Genomic DNA, 17,191 nt, shown 5'->3' on the forward strand with positions numbered 1-17,191 from the left:
TTTAGTGCGCGCGACTCTTGCGCTCCGCCAGCACGCCGGCAACGGTGTAGAACGATCCGAAGACCACGATTCTATCATCCTCGGTGGCCCGCTCCATGGCGTTGCGATAGGCTGTGGCGGGATCGCTGAATGTGCTCACGCTCGATTCCTTGCCTGCGCGGAAACCGGCCTCGGTCAGCGCCTGCGCCAGGTTTGCAGCGGTCGCAGCGCGCGGCGTCGGCAAGTCGGTCAAACACCAGTGATCGACCTTGTCCAGCATGTGCCGGAGTACACCTTCGATGTCCTTGTCCTGCATCGCACCGAACACCGCGTAGGTGTAGCGGTAGAAACCCATGTTCTCGAGGTTCTGGCCCAGCGCGGCCGAGGCGTGCGGGTTGTGTGCGACGTCCAGGATCACGGACGGACGCCCCGGCAGAACCTGGAAGCGCCCCGGCAGCACCACCTGCGACAGCCCCAGACGCACGTCCTGCGCCGAGATCGGCAACCGATCGCGCACTGATTCCAAAGCAGCCAGCGCTGCCGACGCATTCAGCAGTTGGTTCGCCCCGCGCAATGCCGGATAGCCCAGGCTCGGCCAACGGCGCCCGCGCCCGCTGAAGCCCCACTGCTGCTTGTCACCTTGGAAGTTGAAATCGCGGCCGATCAGCCAAAGATCTGCGCCGATGGCTTCAGCGTGCTTGACCAGGGAGATGGGCGGCACCGGGTCAGCGCAGATCGCCGGCTTGCCTGCGCGGAAGATGCCGGCTTTCTCAAAGCCGATCGCCTCGCGGGTATCGCCCAGGTAGGCCATGTGATCGAGATCGACGCTGGTGATGATGGCGCAATCGGTATCGACAATGTTGACCGCGTCCAATCGGCCACCCAGGCCGACTTCCAGGATCACCGCATCAAGGCCCGCATTGGCGAACAGATGCATGATCGCCAGCGTAGTGAATTCGAAATAGGTCAGGCTGACAGGTTCGGGGAAGCTACAGCGCGCACGCTCCACGGCCTCGAAGTGCGGCAGCAACATCGCGTCTGTGGCGATCTCGCCATTCACGCGAGCACGCTCGTTAAAGTCGATCAGGTGCGGCGAAGTATGGCAACCCACCTTGAAGCCGGCCGCCAGCAGGATCGCCTCCAGCATCGCGCAGGTCGAGCCCTTGCCATTGGTGCCGCCCACCGTGAAGACGACTGACTTGAATTCCAGCCCGAGCGCCTCGCGCACGCGACTGATGCGGGCCAAGCCCATGTCGATGCCGACCGGGTGTGCGATTTCCAGGTGGGCCAGCCAGTCGGGCAACGTGTCGAATGTAGGCATGCGAAATAAGTGGCGCGGCTTCGGGGAAACGGGCCGCGCAAAAACAAGAAGCGCGGACTCACGCCCGCGCTTCGGTTCAACAGATGTGCTGCATCAGGCCAGTGCGTCGGCCGGTTGCTTCTGCAGGAGCGCCAGAAGCTCGGCGATCTCGCGACGCATGTTGCGGCGATCGACAATCATGTCGATGGCGCCCTTCGTCAGCAGGAACTCAGCGCGCTGGAAGCCTTCCGGCAGTTTCTCGCGCACGGTCTGCTCGATCACGCGCGGGCCGGCAAAGCCGATCATTGCCTTGGGCTCGGCGATCACCACGTCGCCCATGAAAGCGAAGCTGGCTGACACACCGCCCGTGGTGGGATCGGTCAGCACGCTGATGAACGGCAGCTTGGCTTGCGCCAGCTTCTGGACCATCGCAGTGGTCTTGGCCATTTGCATGAGCGACAGCAGGCTTTCCTGCATGCGCGCGCCGCCCGACGCCGTCACGCAGATGAACGGCACCTTCTGTTCCAGCGCCATCTGCGCGCCACGCGCGAAACGCTCGCCCACCACCGAGCCCATCGAGCCCGTCATAAACTCGAACTCGAAGCACGCCACCACCACCGGCAGCGCATGGATGGCGCCGCCCATCACGACCATGGCATCGGTCTCGCCGGTGTTGTCCATGGCCGCCTTGATGCGGTCGGGGTACTTTTTGCTGTCCTTGAACTTCAGCGCGTCGACCGGGAGGATCTCCTGGCCCAGCTCATAGCGGCCTTCGGCGTCCAGCAGCGCGTCCAGACGGGCACGCGCGCCAATGCGCATGTGATGATCGCACTTCGGGCAGACGTGCAGATTGGCTTCGACGTCGGTACGGTACAGCACCGACTCGCAGGCCGGGCATTTGACCCAAAGGCCTTCCGGAATGCCCTTGCGTTGCGACGGATCGGTCTGTTGGATCTTGGGCGGAAGCAGTTTGTCCAGCCAGCTCATGCGTGCTCCTTGAATGCGGTGTCGCCGAGATCAGGCGTCGAGCGCCTGGCGAATCTCCGCGATGAAATCAGTCAAGTATTGTACCGCTTGTTCGCGAGGTGCTTCTTCAAGCAATTGCACAATGCGGGATCCGATGACCACCGCATCGGCCACGCCGCTGATCGCACGTGCCGTTGCCGCATCACGGATGCCGAAACCGACGCCCACCGGGAGCCGCGCGTGCTGGCGGATTTGTGGGATGCGTGCCGCCACAGCGTCGAGGTCGATGGTGGCCGCGCCGGTTACACCTTTGAGCGACACGTAGTAGATGTAGCCACTCGCCACGCGGGCGATCTGGGCGATGCGCGCTTCGGTGGACGTGGGCGCCAGCAGGAAGATCGGATCAATGCCGGCGGCGCGCATGGTGTTGGCAAAGGCCTCGCACTCTTCGGGCGGATAGTCGACCACGAGCACGCCGTCGACGCCCGCTTCGGATGCAGCCTTGGCAAAGGCCTCCACGCCCATGCGCTCGATCGGGTTGGCGTAACCCATGAGCACCACGGGCGTCGTTGAATCTGTGGTGCGGAATGTGCGCACATACTCCAGCACCGTGCGCAGGCCGACTTTGTTGGCCAATGCGCGCTCCGACGCACGCTGGATGACAGGGCCGTCGGCCATCGGGTCTGAGAACGGCACGCCCAGTTCGATGACGTTGGAGCCGCCCTTGACCAGCGCGTGCATCAGGTCGACGGTCATCTCGGGGTACGGATCGCCCGCCGTGATGAACGGAATCAGGCCCTTGCGACCCTGTGCGGACAACTGCGAAAAAGTTTGAGCAATGCGGGACATAGCGGGATCAGTGTGTCAGGCGACCTTGATGGTGTCAGGCGCCAGAGATTCAGTCGGTTGGGTGGCAAATTCGGCGGCGGCATGCACGGCAGCCACCCGCTCGCGCGCCACGCGGCAATAGTCGGCGTTGATCTCGAAGCCGGCGAAACGGCGACCAAGCCGCGCACATGCCGCAGCCGTGGTGCCGCTGCCCAGAAACGGGTCCAGCACCAGGCCGCCCGGCGGGCAGCTTGCCAGAATCATGCGTTCCACCAGTTCCAACGGCTTCTGCGTCGGATGCTCGGCGCGCTCCGGGTCTTGCCGGTGCAGGCGCGACACGCTCCACACGTCTTTCGGGTTGTAGCCGACTTCCAGCCACTTCTTGCCCTCGAAACGCTTGCGGCTGCGCGCTTTCTTCGTCTCGGCGTCGTACGGAATGCGCACGGCGTCGACGTCGAAGTAGTACTCGCGTGACGCGGCAAAGAAGCCGATGTTGTCGTGCACCGACGAGAACTTGCGCGTGCTGCCGCCCATGCTGGGCACGCGGCGGTCCCAGATGATCTCGTTGACCATCGTGAGACGCCGCTTGAGCATCACGAACAATTCCGGCGCGTATTGCCACGTGCAGAACAGGTAGAGCGATCCGTTGCGCGCCAGCTTCGGCCGCACCGCATCGATCCAGCGTTCGGACCAGGCGAGGTACGCGTCGCCCGACAGCTTGTCGGAGTCGTTGCCGTAATCCTTGCCCAGCCCGTACGGCGGATCGGCGATGACGAGGTCCACACTGCCGTCGGCCAGATGCTCGACCCCGGTAATGCAGTCCTCGTTGAAGATGCCGTCGATGGCGCGCTCGGTCATGCGTGTGCCAGTGCCGTTAGAGTTTGATGCCGGAGAATTCGGCGACGGTATGCATATCCTTGTCGCCGCGGCCGGACAGGTTCACCAGCAGGATCTTGTCCTTGGGCAGCGTCGGCGCCAGCTTGCATGCATACGCCAGCGCATGGCTCGATTCCAGCGCCGGAATAATGCCCTCCATGCGACACAGGTCGTGGAAGGACTGCAGCGCTTCCTTGTCGGTAATGCCGACGTATTCCGCGCGCTTCACATCCTTCAACCACGCGTGTTCCGGGCCGACGCCCGGATAATCGAGCCCGGCCGAGATCGAATGCGTCTCGATGATCTGGCCGTCTTCATCCTGCAGCAGATAGGTGCGGTTGCCGTGCAGCACGCCCGGTGAACCGCCCGTGAGCGACGCGGCGTGGCGGCCGGTCTCAATGCCCTCACCCGCCGCTTCCACGCCGATCAGCTTCACGTCGGCATGGTCGATGTACGGATAGAAGATGCCCATGGCGTTGGAGCCGCCGCCCACGCAGGCGATGACGGCGTCCGGCTGGCGCCCGATCATCTCAGGCATCTGCACTTTGCATTCCTCGCCGATCACGGCCTGGAAGTCGCGCACCATCATCGGGTACGGATGCGGGCCCGCCACCGTGCCGATGATGTAGAAGGTGTCAGCCACGTTGGTCACCCAGTCGCGCATCGCTTCGTTCAGCGCGTCCTTGAGTGTGCGCGAGCCCGACTCCACCGGCACCACGGTCGCGCCCAGCAGCTTCATGCGATAGACGTTGGCGGCCTGGCGGCGCACGTCTTCGCTACCCATGTAGACGACACATTCCATGCCGTAGCGCGCGGCAATCGTGGCCGTGGCCACGCCGTGCTGGCCCGCACCCGTCTCGGCAATCACGCGTGGCTTGCCCATGCGGCGTGCCAGCAGCGCTTGGCCGATCACGTTGTTCACCTTGTGCGCGCCGGTGTGGTTCAGGTCTTCGCGCTTGAGGTAGATCTGCGCGCCGCCGCAGTGTTCGGTCAGACGGCGAGCGTGATAGATGGGCGACGGGCGGCCGACGAAATGCTTCAGCTCGTATTCGTATTCCTTGACGAATTCTGGATCGTGCTGGTAGCGCGCGTAGGCGTCGCGCAATTCATCGAGCGCGTGGGACAGCGTTTCCGCAACGAAGGTGCCGCCGTAGGGGCCGAAATGGCCGTGGGCGTCGGGCAGGTTGTACATGGCAATCTCTCGAGGCATCCGCCGAGGTCAGGATGAAGACCTGTCGGCGGAGATATTCAGGAAGGCGTACGTCGCGAGAAACCTGCCAGATCGGCTCAGGTCTGAATCGATGCGCCCAGGGCTGCATCGGCCTCGCGGACCGCACGCACAAATGCGGTCATCCGGGCGTGGTCTTTCACGCCCCGTGCGGCCTCGATCCCGCTGCTGACGTCAACAGCGTACGGCCGCACGCGTTCAATCGCGCCAGCGACGTTTTGCGCGCTCAACCCACCACTCAAAACGAGCCGAGGAGCGGCGCTTGTGGTTGGCAAGGATGGCGATTGCGGGAGCCATTGCGGAGGAATGAGGGTCCAGTCGAATACATGGCCGCCGCCGCCATAGCCCTCAACAAATGCGTCGAGCAGCAGGCCTTGAGCAGCGGCAAACCGATCGGCGAATTCTACCAAATCGGCCCCGGGCTGAACACGCAGGGCGCGCAGCCACGGCAGCCCCACCTTTCCGGCAATCTCGGCGCACAGCTCTGCCGGCTCGTCACCGTGAAACTGAAGCAGCGTAAGCGGCACTTGGTCGAGCACGCGCGCCACGTCGTCCGCGCTGGCGTTGACGAACAGGCCCGTCACGGTGACGAACGGACCAGCACGGCGGGCCAGCTCTGCCGCACGTTCAGCGGCGACGTAACGCAGGCTGGGCGGATAGAAGACGAGCCCGATTGCATCGGCGCCGAGCTCGACGGCGTGATCGACGTCGGCCGGCTGGGTCAGGCCACACAGCTTGATACGGGTACGGTGCAACGGCATGGTGGATGCGGAATTCACGAGCCGGCGTGTTCGTCGAACACGCCACGAAACAGGCTGGACGATGCCGGAGAAGCCGGCAACGAGAAGACATCAGGATAGCCGACCTCGGCCAGATACAACCCGTCGGGCATGAAAGTCGGGGCGGCGGCGACGCGGCTACGGGCAGCCAGCACATCGCGCATCCAGGAAGCCGGCTGCCGGCCGCGCCCGATCGCCACCAGGCACCCCATGATGTTGCGCACCATGTGATGGAGGAATGCACTGCCGCGAATACGCACGAATACCCACTCGCCCTCGCCTCGCAACTCGATCGAGTACATCGTTTTGACGGGCGACTTGGCTTGGCATTCGGCCGCACGGAACGACGAAAAATCGTGCTCACCGACCAGCACCTGCGCGGCCTCGTTCATGGCTGCCACGTCAAGGGATTGGCCGGGCGGCAGCATCACGTAGCCGGCCTTATCTTCGAGCAACGGCGCGCGCGTCGGGCCGAAGGTCAGCGCGTAGTAATACGTGCGGCGATGTGCGGAGAAGCGCGCGTGAAAATCCTCCGGCATCTCCCGCGCCCATCGCACAGCCACCGTGGGGGGCAGAAAGGCGTTGGTGCCGCGCACCCACGAAAACGGCTCGCGCACGAGGTCGGTATCCAGGTGGACGACCTGGCCCAGCGCATGCACCCCTGCGTCGGTGCGGCCGGCCACCGTGGTCGGCAGCGCCACGCCGGCAAACTGCCGCAATGCCGCCTCCAGCGCGTCCTGCACGGTGTTGCCGTGCGGCTGCGATTGCCAACCCGAAAACGCGGCACCGTCGTACTGAATGCCAAGCGCGATGCGCGTCATGCCGTGTGAATCCTCGTGCGGAAAGAAAAACGCCGGCAGGATACCACCCTGCCGGCGCTGTCGATGGCGTAAAACGCGTTGCGTCAGCCGATCTGGCGCATCAAGGCTTGCGCCTCGGCGTGGAACGACGGATCGCCCAAATCCAGCACTTCCTGCAGCAGTTCGCGAGCGCCTTCCTTGTCGCCAATCTCGATGTAGGCCTTGGCCAGATCGAACTTGATCTGCAGATCGCGCACACCGTCGGCACCATGCTCGCCGGACAGCGTGTGCGGCAGGTTGGTGTCCAGACGGATGGCCGATTGCGGCTCGTCGTTCGCGACCTCCGCGTGATGCGGCTCGGACTCGAAGCGCATCGGAGCCTGCGACAGGTCAGTCGGCTGAGCCCAGCTCGGCAGGCTTTCCTCTGCTGCAACCGAGGCTGCCGGAGCAGCCGTTTCTGCGGCGGGCGGCGTCGGGTTCAGATCCAGCGACAAGTCCGACAGATCCATGTGCAGCGGGGGCGCGGCCACGGGCTGATAAGCCTCGCCAGCGTGCGCGTTGAACTGCGGCAGATCCGCTTCGGGTTCGGCATGCACCTTGAAGATGTCCGATGCTTCTTCCGGCGCGGTGATCGGCTCGCCTGCTGCCGGCGCCGGGAACGACTCCAGCGGCAGATCGAAATCGGCCAGTTGCGGTGCCTTGGTCGACGGCGAGGACGGGTCCAGATCCGGAGACAGCGTAGTCCAGTCGTCCCCACGGCGGGTGGTCTGCCCCGTCACCGTCGGGCTGAAGGCTTCGGCAGCCACCGCGGCGCCCACACCGGCCAGCGCAGCGGCACCTGCCACTGCGGCGCCAGCGTGGCTCGGCTCTGCATGTGCTTCGGCGCCCGGATGGTTTCCATCACCCTGCACCGTCAGGTACAACGGGTTAGCCGGATCGAACTTGCGGCCCATCGCAGCAGCCTCTGCCCATTCCGACGAGGCCGCGCCAACTTGCGCCAGCATCTCTTCAGCAATGGTCTGGAAGCCATGGGCGTCCTGACGATTGGCGTAAATTTCCATCAACTTCAGGCGAATGGCTTGGCGCTCCGGATGCTGCTCCAGGGCCTCGCGCAGGATTTCTTCGGCTTGTACGTCGCGACCGTAGGCGATGTAGACATCGGCCTCGGCAATCGGGTCGACTTCATTGCTCTCGTTGCCGCCGCCAATGCGGAAATCCGCACCGAACACGCTGTGCTGCGAGGTGTCGACGCTTTGACCACCTGCCGCGCCAAACAGCGAGTTGGCACCCGCCATCACGGTGCTTTCCTGCGACAACAGGCTGTCCTGGAAGCCATGTGCCTGCTCAGGCTTCTGCTGGCGACGGCGATACACAACCAGACCACCCAGCAAGGCGACCACCAAGCCACCCAGGCCCAGGGCCATCGGGTTGCCCAGCAGCGACGAGAGGAACGATTCCTCTTGAATCGGGGGCGGCGGAGCCACCACGACGGGCGCCTTCTTCGGCGCGGCGGCGGGAGCCGAGGCAGCCGCCATCGAGGCGCTGGCCGCCTGCGGTGCCGAGGCTGCCGCCACCGGCGCCGATGCCGCTTCCGGTCCGGAAGCTGCCGCCGCAGCCGTCGTCGAGGAAGCCGGTGCAGCGGCTGCCGTTTCTGCAGGAGCAGCGGCAGCAGGAGCTGACGATGCGGCTGCTGCCGGCGCGGGAGCCGGCGCGTTGGCCGCCGCCACTGCCGGGGCAGCCGTTGACGGCGCAGCACCAGCGGCCGGCTTGGCAGCGCTGGCCGCCTTGGCCAGTTCAGCGTTCTTCAATTCAACCAGGCGCTGCATGTCAGAGAGATTCTTCTCCAACTGTGCAACGCGCGATTCCATTTCCTTGAGCGCGCGCTCCTTGGCGACGAGCTCCTCGTCATGAGCGGCTGCGGCGCCAGCCTTGCCGGCACGGTCAGCCTTGGAGAGACGCAGCTCGTCGCGGCCGCTTGCAGCCGGCGTAGCCTGATCCTGCACACGGGCCGACACGCTGCCGCTTTGCTGGCGGGCGGAATCGGTATCCGTGGCCGCGTTGGCTTCCGCCGCCGTTGCGAGGCGGTTGCGATAGCCGGCAAAGCCGGACGTCTGCGCAATGACTTCGCGGCGTGCCTCGCGCGCAGGCGTTTTCTGCGCTTCGGCCTGCGAGGGCACTTTCAGCACCGAGCCGGTACGCAGCCGGTTGATGTTGCCGCCAATGAAAGCGTTGGGATTGTTCCGATACAGGGCCAGCAGCATCTGGTCGAGCGACACGGCGTCTTGACCTTGAGCAGCCGTCGATGCGACGTCGTAAAGGCTATCGCCACGCTGCACAGTGTACGAGCCACCGGGCGTAGCGTCCGGGGTGGCAGCAGCAGGAGCAGCTTGCTGGGCACGCGCGGCTTGGCGAGCAGCACGGGGCTGGCGTGCCGGTGCCGGCGCCGCGGCAGTCGGGGCTGCAGCTTGCGGTTGAGCGGCCGAGGCAGCCGACGTCGATTCAGCGGCGCCCGGCGTCGTGGCCTGCACCACCGGCGTCGGCGCGAAATTCTGTGCGGTATTGCTGGAGCCCACCGGATCCAGCAGGAACGTATAGGCGCGCGAAACGTGGCCGCTCGCCCAGTTCAAGTCGACCAGAACATCAACGAACGGCTCGGCGACGGGCTGGGTCGAGCGCAGACGCACCACATAATTGCCATTCGACTGGCGCTCCAGCGAGGCACGCAGCGAGGAGACGATTGGGTTGTAGGTCAGACCGGCACGCGAATAGGCATCCGGCGCAGCCAATTTGGCGACCAGGTTTTGCGCCTCTTCGGGCGTCACGCCGGTCAGATCGATCTCGGCCTGCAGCGGCTGGCCGAGGCTGGAACGCACGTGCAGCGCGCCGAAACCGGCCGCTTGTGCAGCGGGCTGAATCAGCAGCAGGCTCGCCGCAGCAAACGCGACGGCCGACCAGCGAGGACTGCGATGGGACGATTCTCTCCGGCGGTATTGGCTCACCCTCACCTTCGACTCCGTTATCTTTTAATGTGCAAACGAACTTAACATCAACGAGTTAGCGCAGCAAGTTCACCCAAAAAGTGAAGTGCTGGATAAGAACCGCCGTCAATCTTTATGAAAACGACACAATTGGCGAGATTCTGAAGCACCCGACGTACCCCCCGGAATGCGTGTGCTTCATGTGGCGCTAACCCTTCCCCGTGCCCCGTCCACCCCACGAATGGGCGGACAGCGTTCCGGCCGCTATTGTGTACCAACGTTACAGACCGTGGGCGTCCAGATGGCACAACGCCGCGCAGGCCGCGCGGCGTTGGTAGAAAAAGCGCACTTTCTGTTGTCAGGCCGCAACGACAGCCGCCGATGCCCGACCTGACAAGGAAAGCAAAGCTCGAATCACTTGCCCAGCAGGATACGCAACGTACGGCGCAGCGGCTCGGCGGCGCCCCACAGAAGCTGGTCGCCGATTACGAAGGCGCTCACATACTCGGGCCCCATGTTCAGCTTGCGCACACGGCCCACGCCGATTTCCAGACCACCGGTGATGGACGCCGGCGTCAGCTCCTTCTCGGTGATGCTGCGGTCGTTCGGTACCCACTTCACCCAGGGGTTACCCGAGCGGATGATCTGCTCGATTTCTTCGAGCGGCAGGTCGCGCTTGAGCTTGAGCGTCAGGCCCAGGCTGTGGCAGCGCATTGCGCCAATCCGCACACACAGGCCGTCGACCGGAATCGTCTGCGCCGAGCCCAGGATCTTGTTGACCTCGGCCTGGCCCTTCCACTCTTCCTTCGACTGACCGTTGTCGAGCTGCTTGTCGATCCAGGGGATCAAACCGCCAGCCAGCGGCGCCGGGAAGAATTCGGTCGGCACATCCTCGCGGATGGTCTTGGCAACCTTGCGGTCGATGTCCAAGATGGCGGAGGCCGGATTGGCCAGTTCATCAGCCACCGCGCCGTGGATCACGCCCATGCCCTTGAGCAGCTCGCGCATATGGTTTGCACCACCGCCCGAAGCGGCCTGGTAGGTCATCGAGCTGACCCACTCGACCAGGCCTTCGCGGAACAGTCCGCCCACGCCCATCAGCAGAATCGAATTGGTGCAGTTGCCGCCGATGAAATTCTTGGTACCGGCCGCCACCGCATTCTTGATGAGCGACAGGTTGACCGGGTCCAGCACGATCACGGCGTCATCTTCCATGCGCAGCGTCGAGGCGGCGTCGATCCAGTAGCCATTCCAGCCGGCGGCGCGCAGCTTCGGGAAGACTTCGGTCGTGTAGTCACCGCCCTGGCACGTGATGATCGTGTCGCAAGCCTTCAGCGCTTCGATGTCGTTGGCGTCGGCCAGGGGCGCATCCGTCTTGGCGAATGCGGGCGCCTTGCCGCCGGCGTTGCTGGTGCTGAAAAACACGGTGTCGATCAGGTCGAAATCCTTTTCTTCCTGCATGCGTTGCATCAGCACGCTGCCGACCATCCCGCGCCAACCGACGAGACCTACCTTCATGATTGTGAACCTCTAGTGATTTTCCCCGCCTCGGTCGCCCGGCGTGACCGCGCGGGGAAGGCGAACGGACACGACGGACGATCTACGAGATCGTTTTTTTGGTAATGATTTTCGTGGTCGTGCGAATCTCGACAGGCGTCATGCGAGCGCGCGCGGCGGTGCCCTTGGCGGCGATAGCCAGGGTGCCCAGAATGCCCAGTACGAGGACGGGGAGCGCGATCGAGATCATCTGCAAAAATATACACGATTTGGCGGCCACACAATGCACTGCAACATGTGTCCGCCGAAAAAATGACGATTGCGGCGCCGCATGTGACGGCACCGCAACGCATGGTTCGATTTACAAGGCAGCGACCACCGCGTCGCCCATCGCCACAGTGCCGACCTGTTTGCAGCCCGGGGTCAGAATGTCGCCAGTCCGGTAGCCCTGCGCCAACACCTTCTTGACGGCCGTTTCGATGCGATCAGCCTGCTCGGCCTTGTTCAGCGAATAGCGCAGCATCATCGCCGCCGACAGGATCGTCGCCAGCGGGTTGGCAACGCCCTTGCCCGCGATGTCCGGCGCGGAGCCGTGCGACGGCTCATACAAGCCTTTGTTGTTCGCGTCGAGCGACGCCGACGGCAGCATGCCGATCGAACCCGTCAGCATGGCAGCCTCGTCCGAGAGAATGTCGCCGAACATGTTGCCGGTGACGATCACGTCGAAGTTCTTCGGCGCCTTCACGAGCTGCATGGCAGCGTTGTCGACGTACATGTGCGACAGCTCGACTTCCGGATATTCCTTATGCACATCGGTGACGATGTCCTTCCAGAACTGGAACGTCTCGAGCACGTTGGCCTTGTCAACGCTGCACAGCTTCTTGCCACGCTTGGCGGCAGCCTGGAAGGCGACGTGCGCGATACGGCGGATTTCCGGCTCGCTGTAGCGCATGGTGTCGAAGCCTTCACGAGCCCCGGCGAACACACCGTCAGGTGCTGCTCGCACGCCGCGCGGCTGGCCGAAGTAGATGTCGCCGGTCAGTTCGCGCACGATCAGGATGTCGAGGCCTGAGACGATCTCAGGCTTCAGGCTCGACGCGCCGGCCAGCTCCGGATAGCAGATCGCCGGACGGAAATTGGCGAACAGCTGCAGGTGCTTGCGCAGGCCGAGAATGGCCTGCTCGGGGCGCAGTTCGCGCGCCAGCGTGTCGTACTTCCAGTCGCCCACGGCACCGAACAGGATGGCGTCAGCTTCCTTGGCGAGCTTGAGCGTGTCTTCCGGCAGCGGGTGGCCCTTCGCCTCGTAGCCGGCGCCGCCCACGGGGGCGAATTCCATCTCGAACGGCTCGCCCAGTACCTTGAGCACCTTCACGGCCTCGGCGACGATTTCCTTGCCAATGCCGTCACCCGGCAACACTGCAATCTTGGTCATGTAGTTGTCCTTGTTGTTCTGGCGTCAGCTCAGCCGACGAGCTTGTGCGCGAGCCACGGCATCTTGGCCAGGCGCTGCGCTTCGTAAGCCTTGATCTGGTCGGCGTAGCGCAGGGTCAGACCGATGTCGTCGAAGCCGTTCAGCAGGCAGTATTTGCGGAACGCCGTGACGTCGAACGGATACGCCGTACCGCCTGGCGTGACGACGATCTGCTTGTCCAGATCGACGGTCAGCTGGTAGCCGGTAAAGGCTTGCGTCTCGTTGAACAGATGGTCGACTTGCGACTCTGTCAGCACGATCGGCAGCAGGCCGTTCTTGAAGCAGTTGTTGAAGAAGATGTCGGCAAAGCTCGGCGCGATGATGGCGCGGAAGCCATACTGCTGCAGCGCCCACGGTGCGTGCTCACGCGAGCTGCCGCAACCGAAGTTCTTGCGGGCCAGCAACACGGAGGCGCCCTTGTAACGCGGCTGGTTCAGCACAAAGTCCGGGTTCAGCGGACGCTTGCTGTTGTCCTGCCCAGGCTCGCCAACGTCCTTGTAGCGCCACTCGTCGAACAGGTTCGGGCCGAAGCCCGTGCGCTTGATCGACTTGAGGAATTGCTTCGGGATGATGGCGTCGGTGTCGACGTTCTCGCGGTCGAGCGGGGCCACGAGGCCGGTGTGGATGGTGAATTGTTCCATGATTGCTCTCTCTATCCTGCCGCTCAAGCGAGCTTGCGCACGTCAACGAAGTGGCCTTCCAGCGCAGCCGCAGCGGCCATCGCCGGGCTGACCAGGTGGGTGCGGCCACCCGCGCCCTGACGACCTTCGAAGTTGCGGTTGGACGTAGATGCACAGCGCTCGCCCGGGTCGAGGCGGTCGGCGTTCATCGCTAGACACATCGAGCAACCCGGCTCGCGCCATTCAAAGCCAGCCGCCTTGAAGATCTTGTCGAGCCCTTCTCGCTCGGCCTGCTCCTTCACGAGGCCCGAGCCCGGCACGACCATCGCCAGCTTCACGTTGGAGGCGATGCGCTTGCCCAGCTTCTGCACAACCCACGCGGCAGCGCGCATGTCTTCGATACGGCTGTTGGTGCACGAGCCGATGAAGACCTTGTCGATATTGATGTCGCTGATGGCGACGTTCGGCTGCAGGCCCATGTATTCCAGCGCGCGCTCCATGGCGTTGCGCTTGTTCGGGTCTTTTTCCTTTTCGGGATCCGGTACGCGGTCTTCAATGCTGACCACCATTTCCGGCGACGTGCCCCAGCTCACCTGCGGGCGAATCTCTTCAGCGCGCAACTCGACCACCTGATCGAAATGCGCACCTTCGTCGGAATGCAGCGTGCGCCAGTAGGCGACGGCCTGCTCCCACTCCACGCCCTGGGGCGCGAACGGACGGCCCTTGATGTATTCCAGCGTGACATCGTCTACGGCGACCATGCCGGCGCGAGCGCCACCTTCGATTGCCATGTTGCACACCGTCATGCGGCCTTCCATCGACAGCGCCCGAATGGCCGAGCCGCCGAATTCCATGGCATAGCCCGTGCCGCCAGCCGTACCGATCTTGCCGATGATGGCGAGCACGATGTCCTTGGCTGTACAGCCACGCGGCAGCGTGCCTTCCACTTTCACGAGCATGTTCTTGCTCTTCTTGGCGAGCAGCGTTTGCGTGGCCAGCACGTGCTCGACTTCCGACGTGCCAATGCCGTGCGCCAGCGCGCCGAATGCGCCGTGCGTGCTGGTATGCGAATCGCCGCACACGACCGTCATGCCAGGCAGCGTCGCCCCCTGCTCCGGCCCGATCACGTGCACGATGCCCTGACGCTTGTCATTCATCTTGAATTGCGTGATGCCGTAGCTGTCGCAATTCGCGTCGAGCGTGTCGACCTGCAGCTTGGAAACCGGATCGGCAATGCCGTGCGAGCGATCGGTAGTCGGCACGTTGTGGTCCGACACAGCCAGGTTGGCGCTGATGCGCCACACCGGACGCTCGGCAATCTTCAGGCCTTCGAAGGCCTGCGGGCTCGTCACTTCGTGCAGCAGTTGACGATCGATGTAAAGGACAGTCGTGCCGTCCTCTTCGGTATGAACGACGTGATCGTCCCAAAGTTTGTCGTAGAGCGTCTTGGCCATGATTCGATCCGTGCACAACGCGCCCCTTTTTTAAATTCAGGGCCGCCGCGCGAGCAGTTTCGTGGGGAGTGATCGATTATGCCATCCGGGGCATTGGGCACCGGACGTGACTGACGAAAGGGGGTTTCGCCATTATGCGAAAGCCTTTCTGGCAGCTGCGGGCAACAAAAAGCCCCGCTGGTTTCCCGAGCGGGGCTTCTGTAAAGCGAACAGCCTGGCTTAGCGCTTGTCGATCGACGGCACTTCGCGGGTTGCGGCGCCATTGAACAGCTGGCGCGGACGACCGATCTTGTACTCCGGATCAGTGATCATCTCTTCCCACTGTGCGATCCAGCCCACCGAGCGGGCCAGCGCGAAGATGCAGGTGAACATCGACGACGGGATGCCCAACGCGCGCTGCACGATACCCGAGTAGAAGTCGACGTTCGGGTACAGCTTGCGGCTGACGAAGTACTCGTCTTCCAGTGCGATCTTTTCCAGTTCCATGGCGAGCTTGAACAGCGGGTCATTGTGCAGGCCCAGTTCGTTCAACACTTCATGGCAGGTTTCGCGCATCAGCTTGGCGCGCGGGTCGTAGTTCTTGTACACGCGGTGGCCAAAGCCCATCAGGCGCACGCCGCTGTTCTTGTCCTTGACCTGCTTGATGAACTCGGGAACCTTGTCCACCGAGCCGATTTCTTCCAGCATGTTCAGCGCGGCTTCGTTCGCGCCACCGTGCGCCGGGCCCCACAGGCAGGCGATACCGGCGGCGATTGCCGCGATCGGGTTCGTGCCCGACGAGCCGGCCAGACGCACCGTCGACGTCGAAGCGTTCTGCTCGTGGTCTGCGTGCAGGATGAAGATGCGGTCCAGAGCGCGCTCCAGCACCGGGTTCACCTTGTAGTCTTCGCACGGCGTGGCAAACATCATGCGCATGAAGTTACCCGTGTACGACAGGTTGTTCTGCGGATAGATGTTCGGCTGGCCGATGTTGTACTTGTACGCCATGGCCACCAGCGTCGGCAGCTTGGCGATCAGGCGGATCTGCGAGATTTCGCGCTCGCGCGGGTCATTGATGTTGGCAGCGTCCGGATAGAACGCGCTCATGGCACCAACCAGGCCGGTCAGCACGGCCATCGGATGGGCGTCACGACGGAAACCGCGCAGGAAGAACTGCATCTGCTCGTGCACCATGGTGTGGTTCGTCACCACATGGTTGAACTCTTCCTTCTGCTTGGCGTTGGGCAGCTCGCCCTTCAGCAGCAGATAGCAGATTTCCATGAAATCGCACTTGCTGGCCAGATCGTCGATGGCGTAGCCGCGATACAGCAGCTCACCTTTGTCACCATCGATGTAGGTGATCTTGGAATTGCACGACGCGGTCGACATGAAGCCGGGGTCGTACGTGAACTTGCCCGTCTGACCGTACAGCTTGCGAATGTCGATCACGTCCGGGCCAACCGTGCCCTTATAGATCGGCAGCTCGACGCTGGGCGAGCCATCGGAAAACGATAGGGTGGCTTTCACTTCGGACGGCGTCATGTCGGTTTCCTTCTCTGCTGTTTATAAAAATGAAGTCGGGAGACTCCCGCCAGACGGATCAAGGGGCGCCGGCCGGGGGCGGCTAGACCGATTCGTCTTGCGGCAACCTCTCGCGCGCCGGTTTAGACCGAGCGCAGCAAGGTCAGGACGTGCTGGATGTGAGGCACGTCGAGTTCGCCCTCCGGTTCCTTGCGTGCAAGCAGGAGATCCATCAGGTCGTTGTCGGGAAGCTCGAACAACTGCGAGAGCGCGGCAACGTCGTCATCCGACAGTTCCGTCTCGTAGCGGTTGAAGAATCGCTCGACGATGATGTCGTTCTCAAGCAGGCCGCGTCGGGCACGCCAGCGCAAACGGGCACGCTTGTGTGGATCGGACTGATGGGAGAACGTCGGAGTGTTCACAGCAACCATACTTCCTAAAAATGTGTCGCCGGAGAAACCGCTCCGGCGACACACAATGCCAAAGTGCGCTGACTCGCGGCTTACACCGCGCGCCGCACCATCAATTCCTTGATCTTGCCGATGGCCTTGGTCGGGTTCAGGCCCTTCGGGCACACATCGACGCAGTTCATGATGGTGTGGCAGCGGAACAGGCGATACGGATCTTCCAGATTGTCCAGACGCTCGCTGGTGGCTTGGTCGCGGCTGTCGGCGATGAAACGATACGCCTGCAGCAGACCGGCCGGGCCGACGAACTTGTCCGGGTTCCACCAGAACGACGGGCACGACGTCGAGCAGCTCGCGCACAGAATGCACTCGTACAGGCCGTCGAGCTCTTCACGCTCTTCCGGCGACTGCAAACGCTCCTTCTCGGGCGGCGGCTCGTCGTTGATCAGGTACGGCTTGATCGAGTGGTACTGGTTGAAGAACTGCGTCATGTCCACGATCAGGTCGC

16 protein-coding genes are annotated in these 17,191 nt (G+C 63.5%); all 16 read right to left on the reverse strand.

From position 1 onward, the window contains the following. Position 1: 1 nt before the first annotated feature. Positions 2-1,300 (reverse strand): bifunctional tetrahydrofolate synthase/dihydrofolate synthase, encoded by a 1,299-nt coding sequence (folC, locus tag NKG59_RS19590; protein ID WP_253540080.1) that lies wholly within the window; start codon positions 1,298-1,300, stop codon positions 2-4. Positions 1,301-1,393: 93 nt separating this feature from the next. Next, positions 1,394-2,266, reverse strand: coding sequence for an acetyl-CoA carboxylase, carboxyltransferase subunit beta (gene accD / locus NKG59_RS19595; RefSeq protein WP_024975356.1), 873 nt, complete (start codon positions 2,264-2,266; stop codon positions 1,394-1,396). Between the two features lie 30 nt (positions 2,267-2,296). Next, a complete protein-coding gene (gene trpA / locus NKG59_RS19600) occupies positions 2,297-3,094 on the reverse strand; it encodes a tryptophan synthase subunit alpha (protein ID WP_253540082.1) in 798 nt (265 codons plus the stop codon). Positions 3,095-3,109: 15 nt separating this feature from the next. Further along, entirely contained in the window at positions 3,110-3,931 is an 822-nt protein-coding gene (locus NKG59_RS19605; protein ID WP_253540084.1) for a DNA-methyltransferase, read from the reverse strand. Positions 3,932-3,947: 16 nt separating this feature from the next. After that, on the reverse strand, positions 3,948-5,141 hold the full coding sequence (gene trpB, locus NKG59_RS19610) for a tryptophan synthase subunit beta (protein ID WP_045203305.1): 1,194 nt from the start codon (positions 5,139-5,141) through the stop codon (positions 3,948-3,950). Positions 5,142-5,236: 95 nt separating this feature from the next. Next, entirely contained in the window at positions 5,237-5,956 is a 720-nt protein-coding gene (locus tag NKG59_RS19615; RefSeq protein WP_315862604.1) for a phosphoribosylanthranilate isomerase, read from the reverse strand. Continuing rightward, on the reverse strand, positions 5,953-6,777 hold the full coding sequence (truA, locus tag NKG59_RS19620) for a tRNA pseudouridine(38-40) synthase TruA (protein ID WP_253540087.1): 825 nt from the start codon (positions 6,775-6,777) through the stop codon (positions 5,953-5,955). Before truA ends, NKG59_RS19615 begins: the two co-directional genes overlap by 4 nt. Before the next feature lie 83 nt (positions 6,778-6,860). Further along, on the reverse strand, positions 6,861-9,761 hold the full coding sequence (gene tapV / locus NKG59_RS19625) for a FimV/HubP family polar landmark-like protein TapV (RefSeq protein ID WP_253540089.1): 2,901 nt from the start codon (positions 9,759-9,761) through the stop codon (positions 6,861-6,863). Positions 9,762-10,148: 387 nt separating this feature from the next. Continuing rightward, positions 10,149-11,252: an aspartate-semialdehyde dehydrogenase gene (gene asd / locus NKG59_RS19630; RefSeq protein ID WP_253540091.1), complete on the reverse strand. Its 1,104-nt coding sequence runs from the start codon at positions 11,250-11,252 to the stop codon at positions 10,149-10,151. A gap of 82 nt (positions 11,253-11,334) precedes the next feature. Further along, positions 11,335-11,511, reverse strand: a complete 177-nt coding sequence (locus NKG59_RS19635; protein WP_155954077.1) for a hypothetical protein — start codon at positions 11,509-11,511, stop codon at positions 11,335-11,337. 81 nt (positions 11,512-11,592) lie between these two features. After that, positions 11,593-12,663, reverse strand: a complete 1,071-nt coding sequence (leuB, locus tag NKG59_RS19640; RefSeq protein ID WP_253540092.1) for a 3-isopropylmalate dehydrogenase — start codon at positions 12,661-12,663, stop codon at positions 11,593-11,595. 29 nt (positions 12,664-12,692) lie between these two features. After that, positions 12,693-13,343: a 3-isopropylmalate dehydratase small subunit gene (gene leuD, locus NKG59_RS19645; RefSeq protein ID WP_045203311.1), complete on the reverse strand. Its 651-nt coding sequence runs from the start codon at positions 13,341-13,343 to the stop codon at positions 12,693-12,695. A gap of 23 nt (positions 13,344-13,366) precedes the next feature. Further along, on the reverse strand, positions 13,367-14,776 hold the full coding sequence (gene leuC, locus NKG59_RS19650) for a 3-isopropylmalate dehydratase large subunit (protein ID WP_253540094.1): 1,410 nt from the start codon (positions 14,774-14,776) through the stop codon (positions 13,367-13,369). Between the two features lie 219 nt (positions 14,777-14,995). Next, positions 14,996-16,297 (reverse strand): citrate synthase, encoded by a 1,302-nt coding sequence (gene gltA / locus NKG59_RS19655; protein ID WP_253540096.1) that lies wholly within the window; start codon positions 16,295-16,297, stop codon positions 14,996-14,998. A 122-nt stretch (positions 16,298-16,419) separates the two neighbouring features. After that, positions 16,420-16,707 carry an FAD assembly factor SdhE gene (locus tag NKG59_RS19660; RefSeq protein ID WP_009241006.1) on the reverse strand — a complete coding sequence of 96 codons (288 nt, stop codon included), beginning with the start codon at positions 16,705-16,707 and terminating at the stop codon, positions 16,420-16,422. Between the two features lie 71 nt (positions 16,708-16,778). Beyond that, positions 16,779-17,191: succinate dehydrogenase iron-sulfur subunit (locus tag NKG59_RS19665; protein ID WP_168727219.1), on the reverse strand; the 413-nt coding region annotated here is incomplete at its 5' end.

This window comes from Ralstonia chuxiongensis (genome assembly GCF_024158925.1).
Lineage (GTDB): Bacteria > Pseudomonadota > Gammaproteobacteria > Burkholderiales > Burkholderiaceae > Ralstonia > Ralstonia chuxiongensis.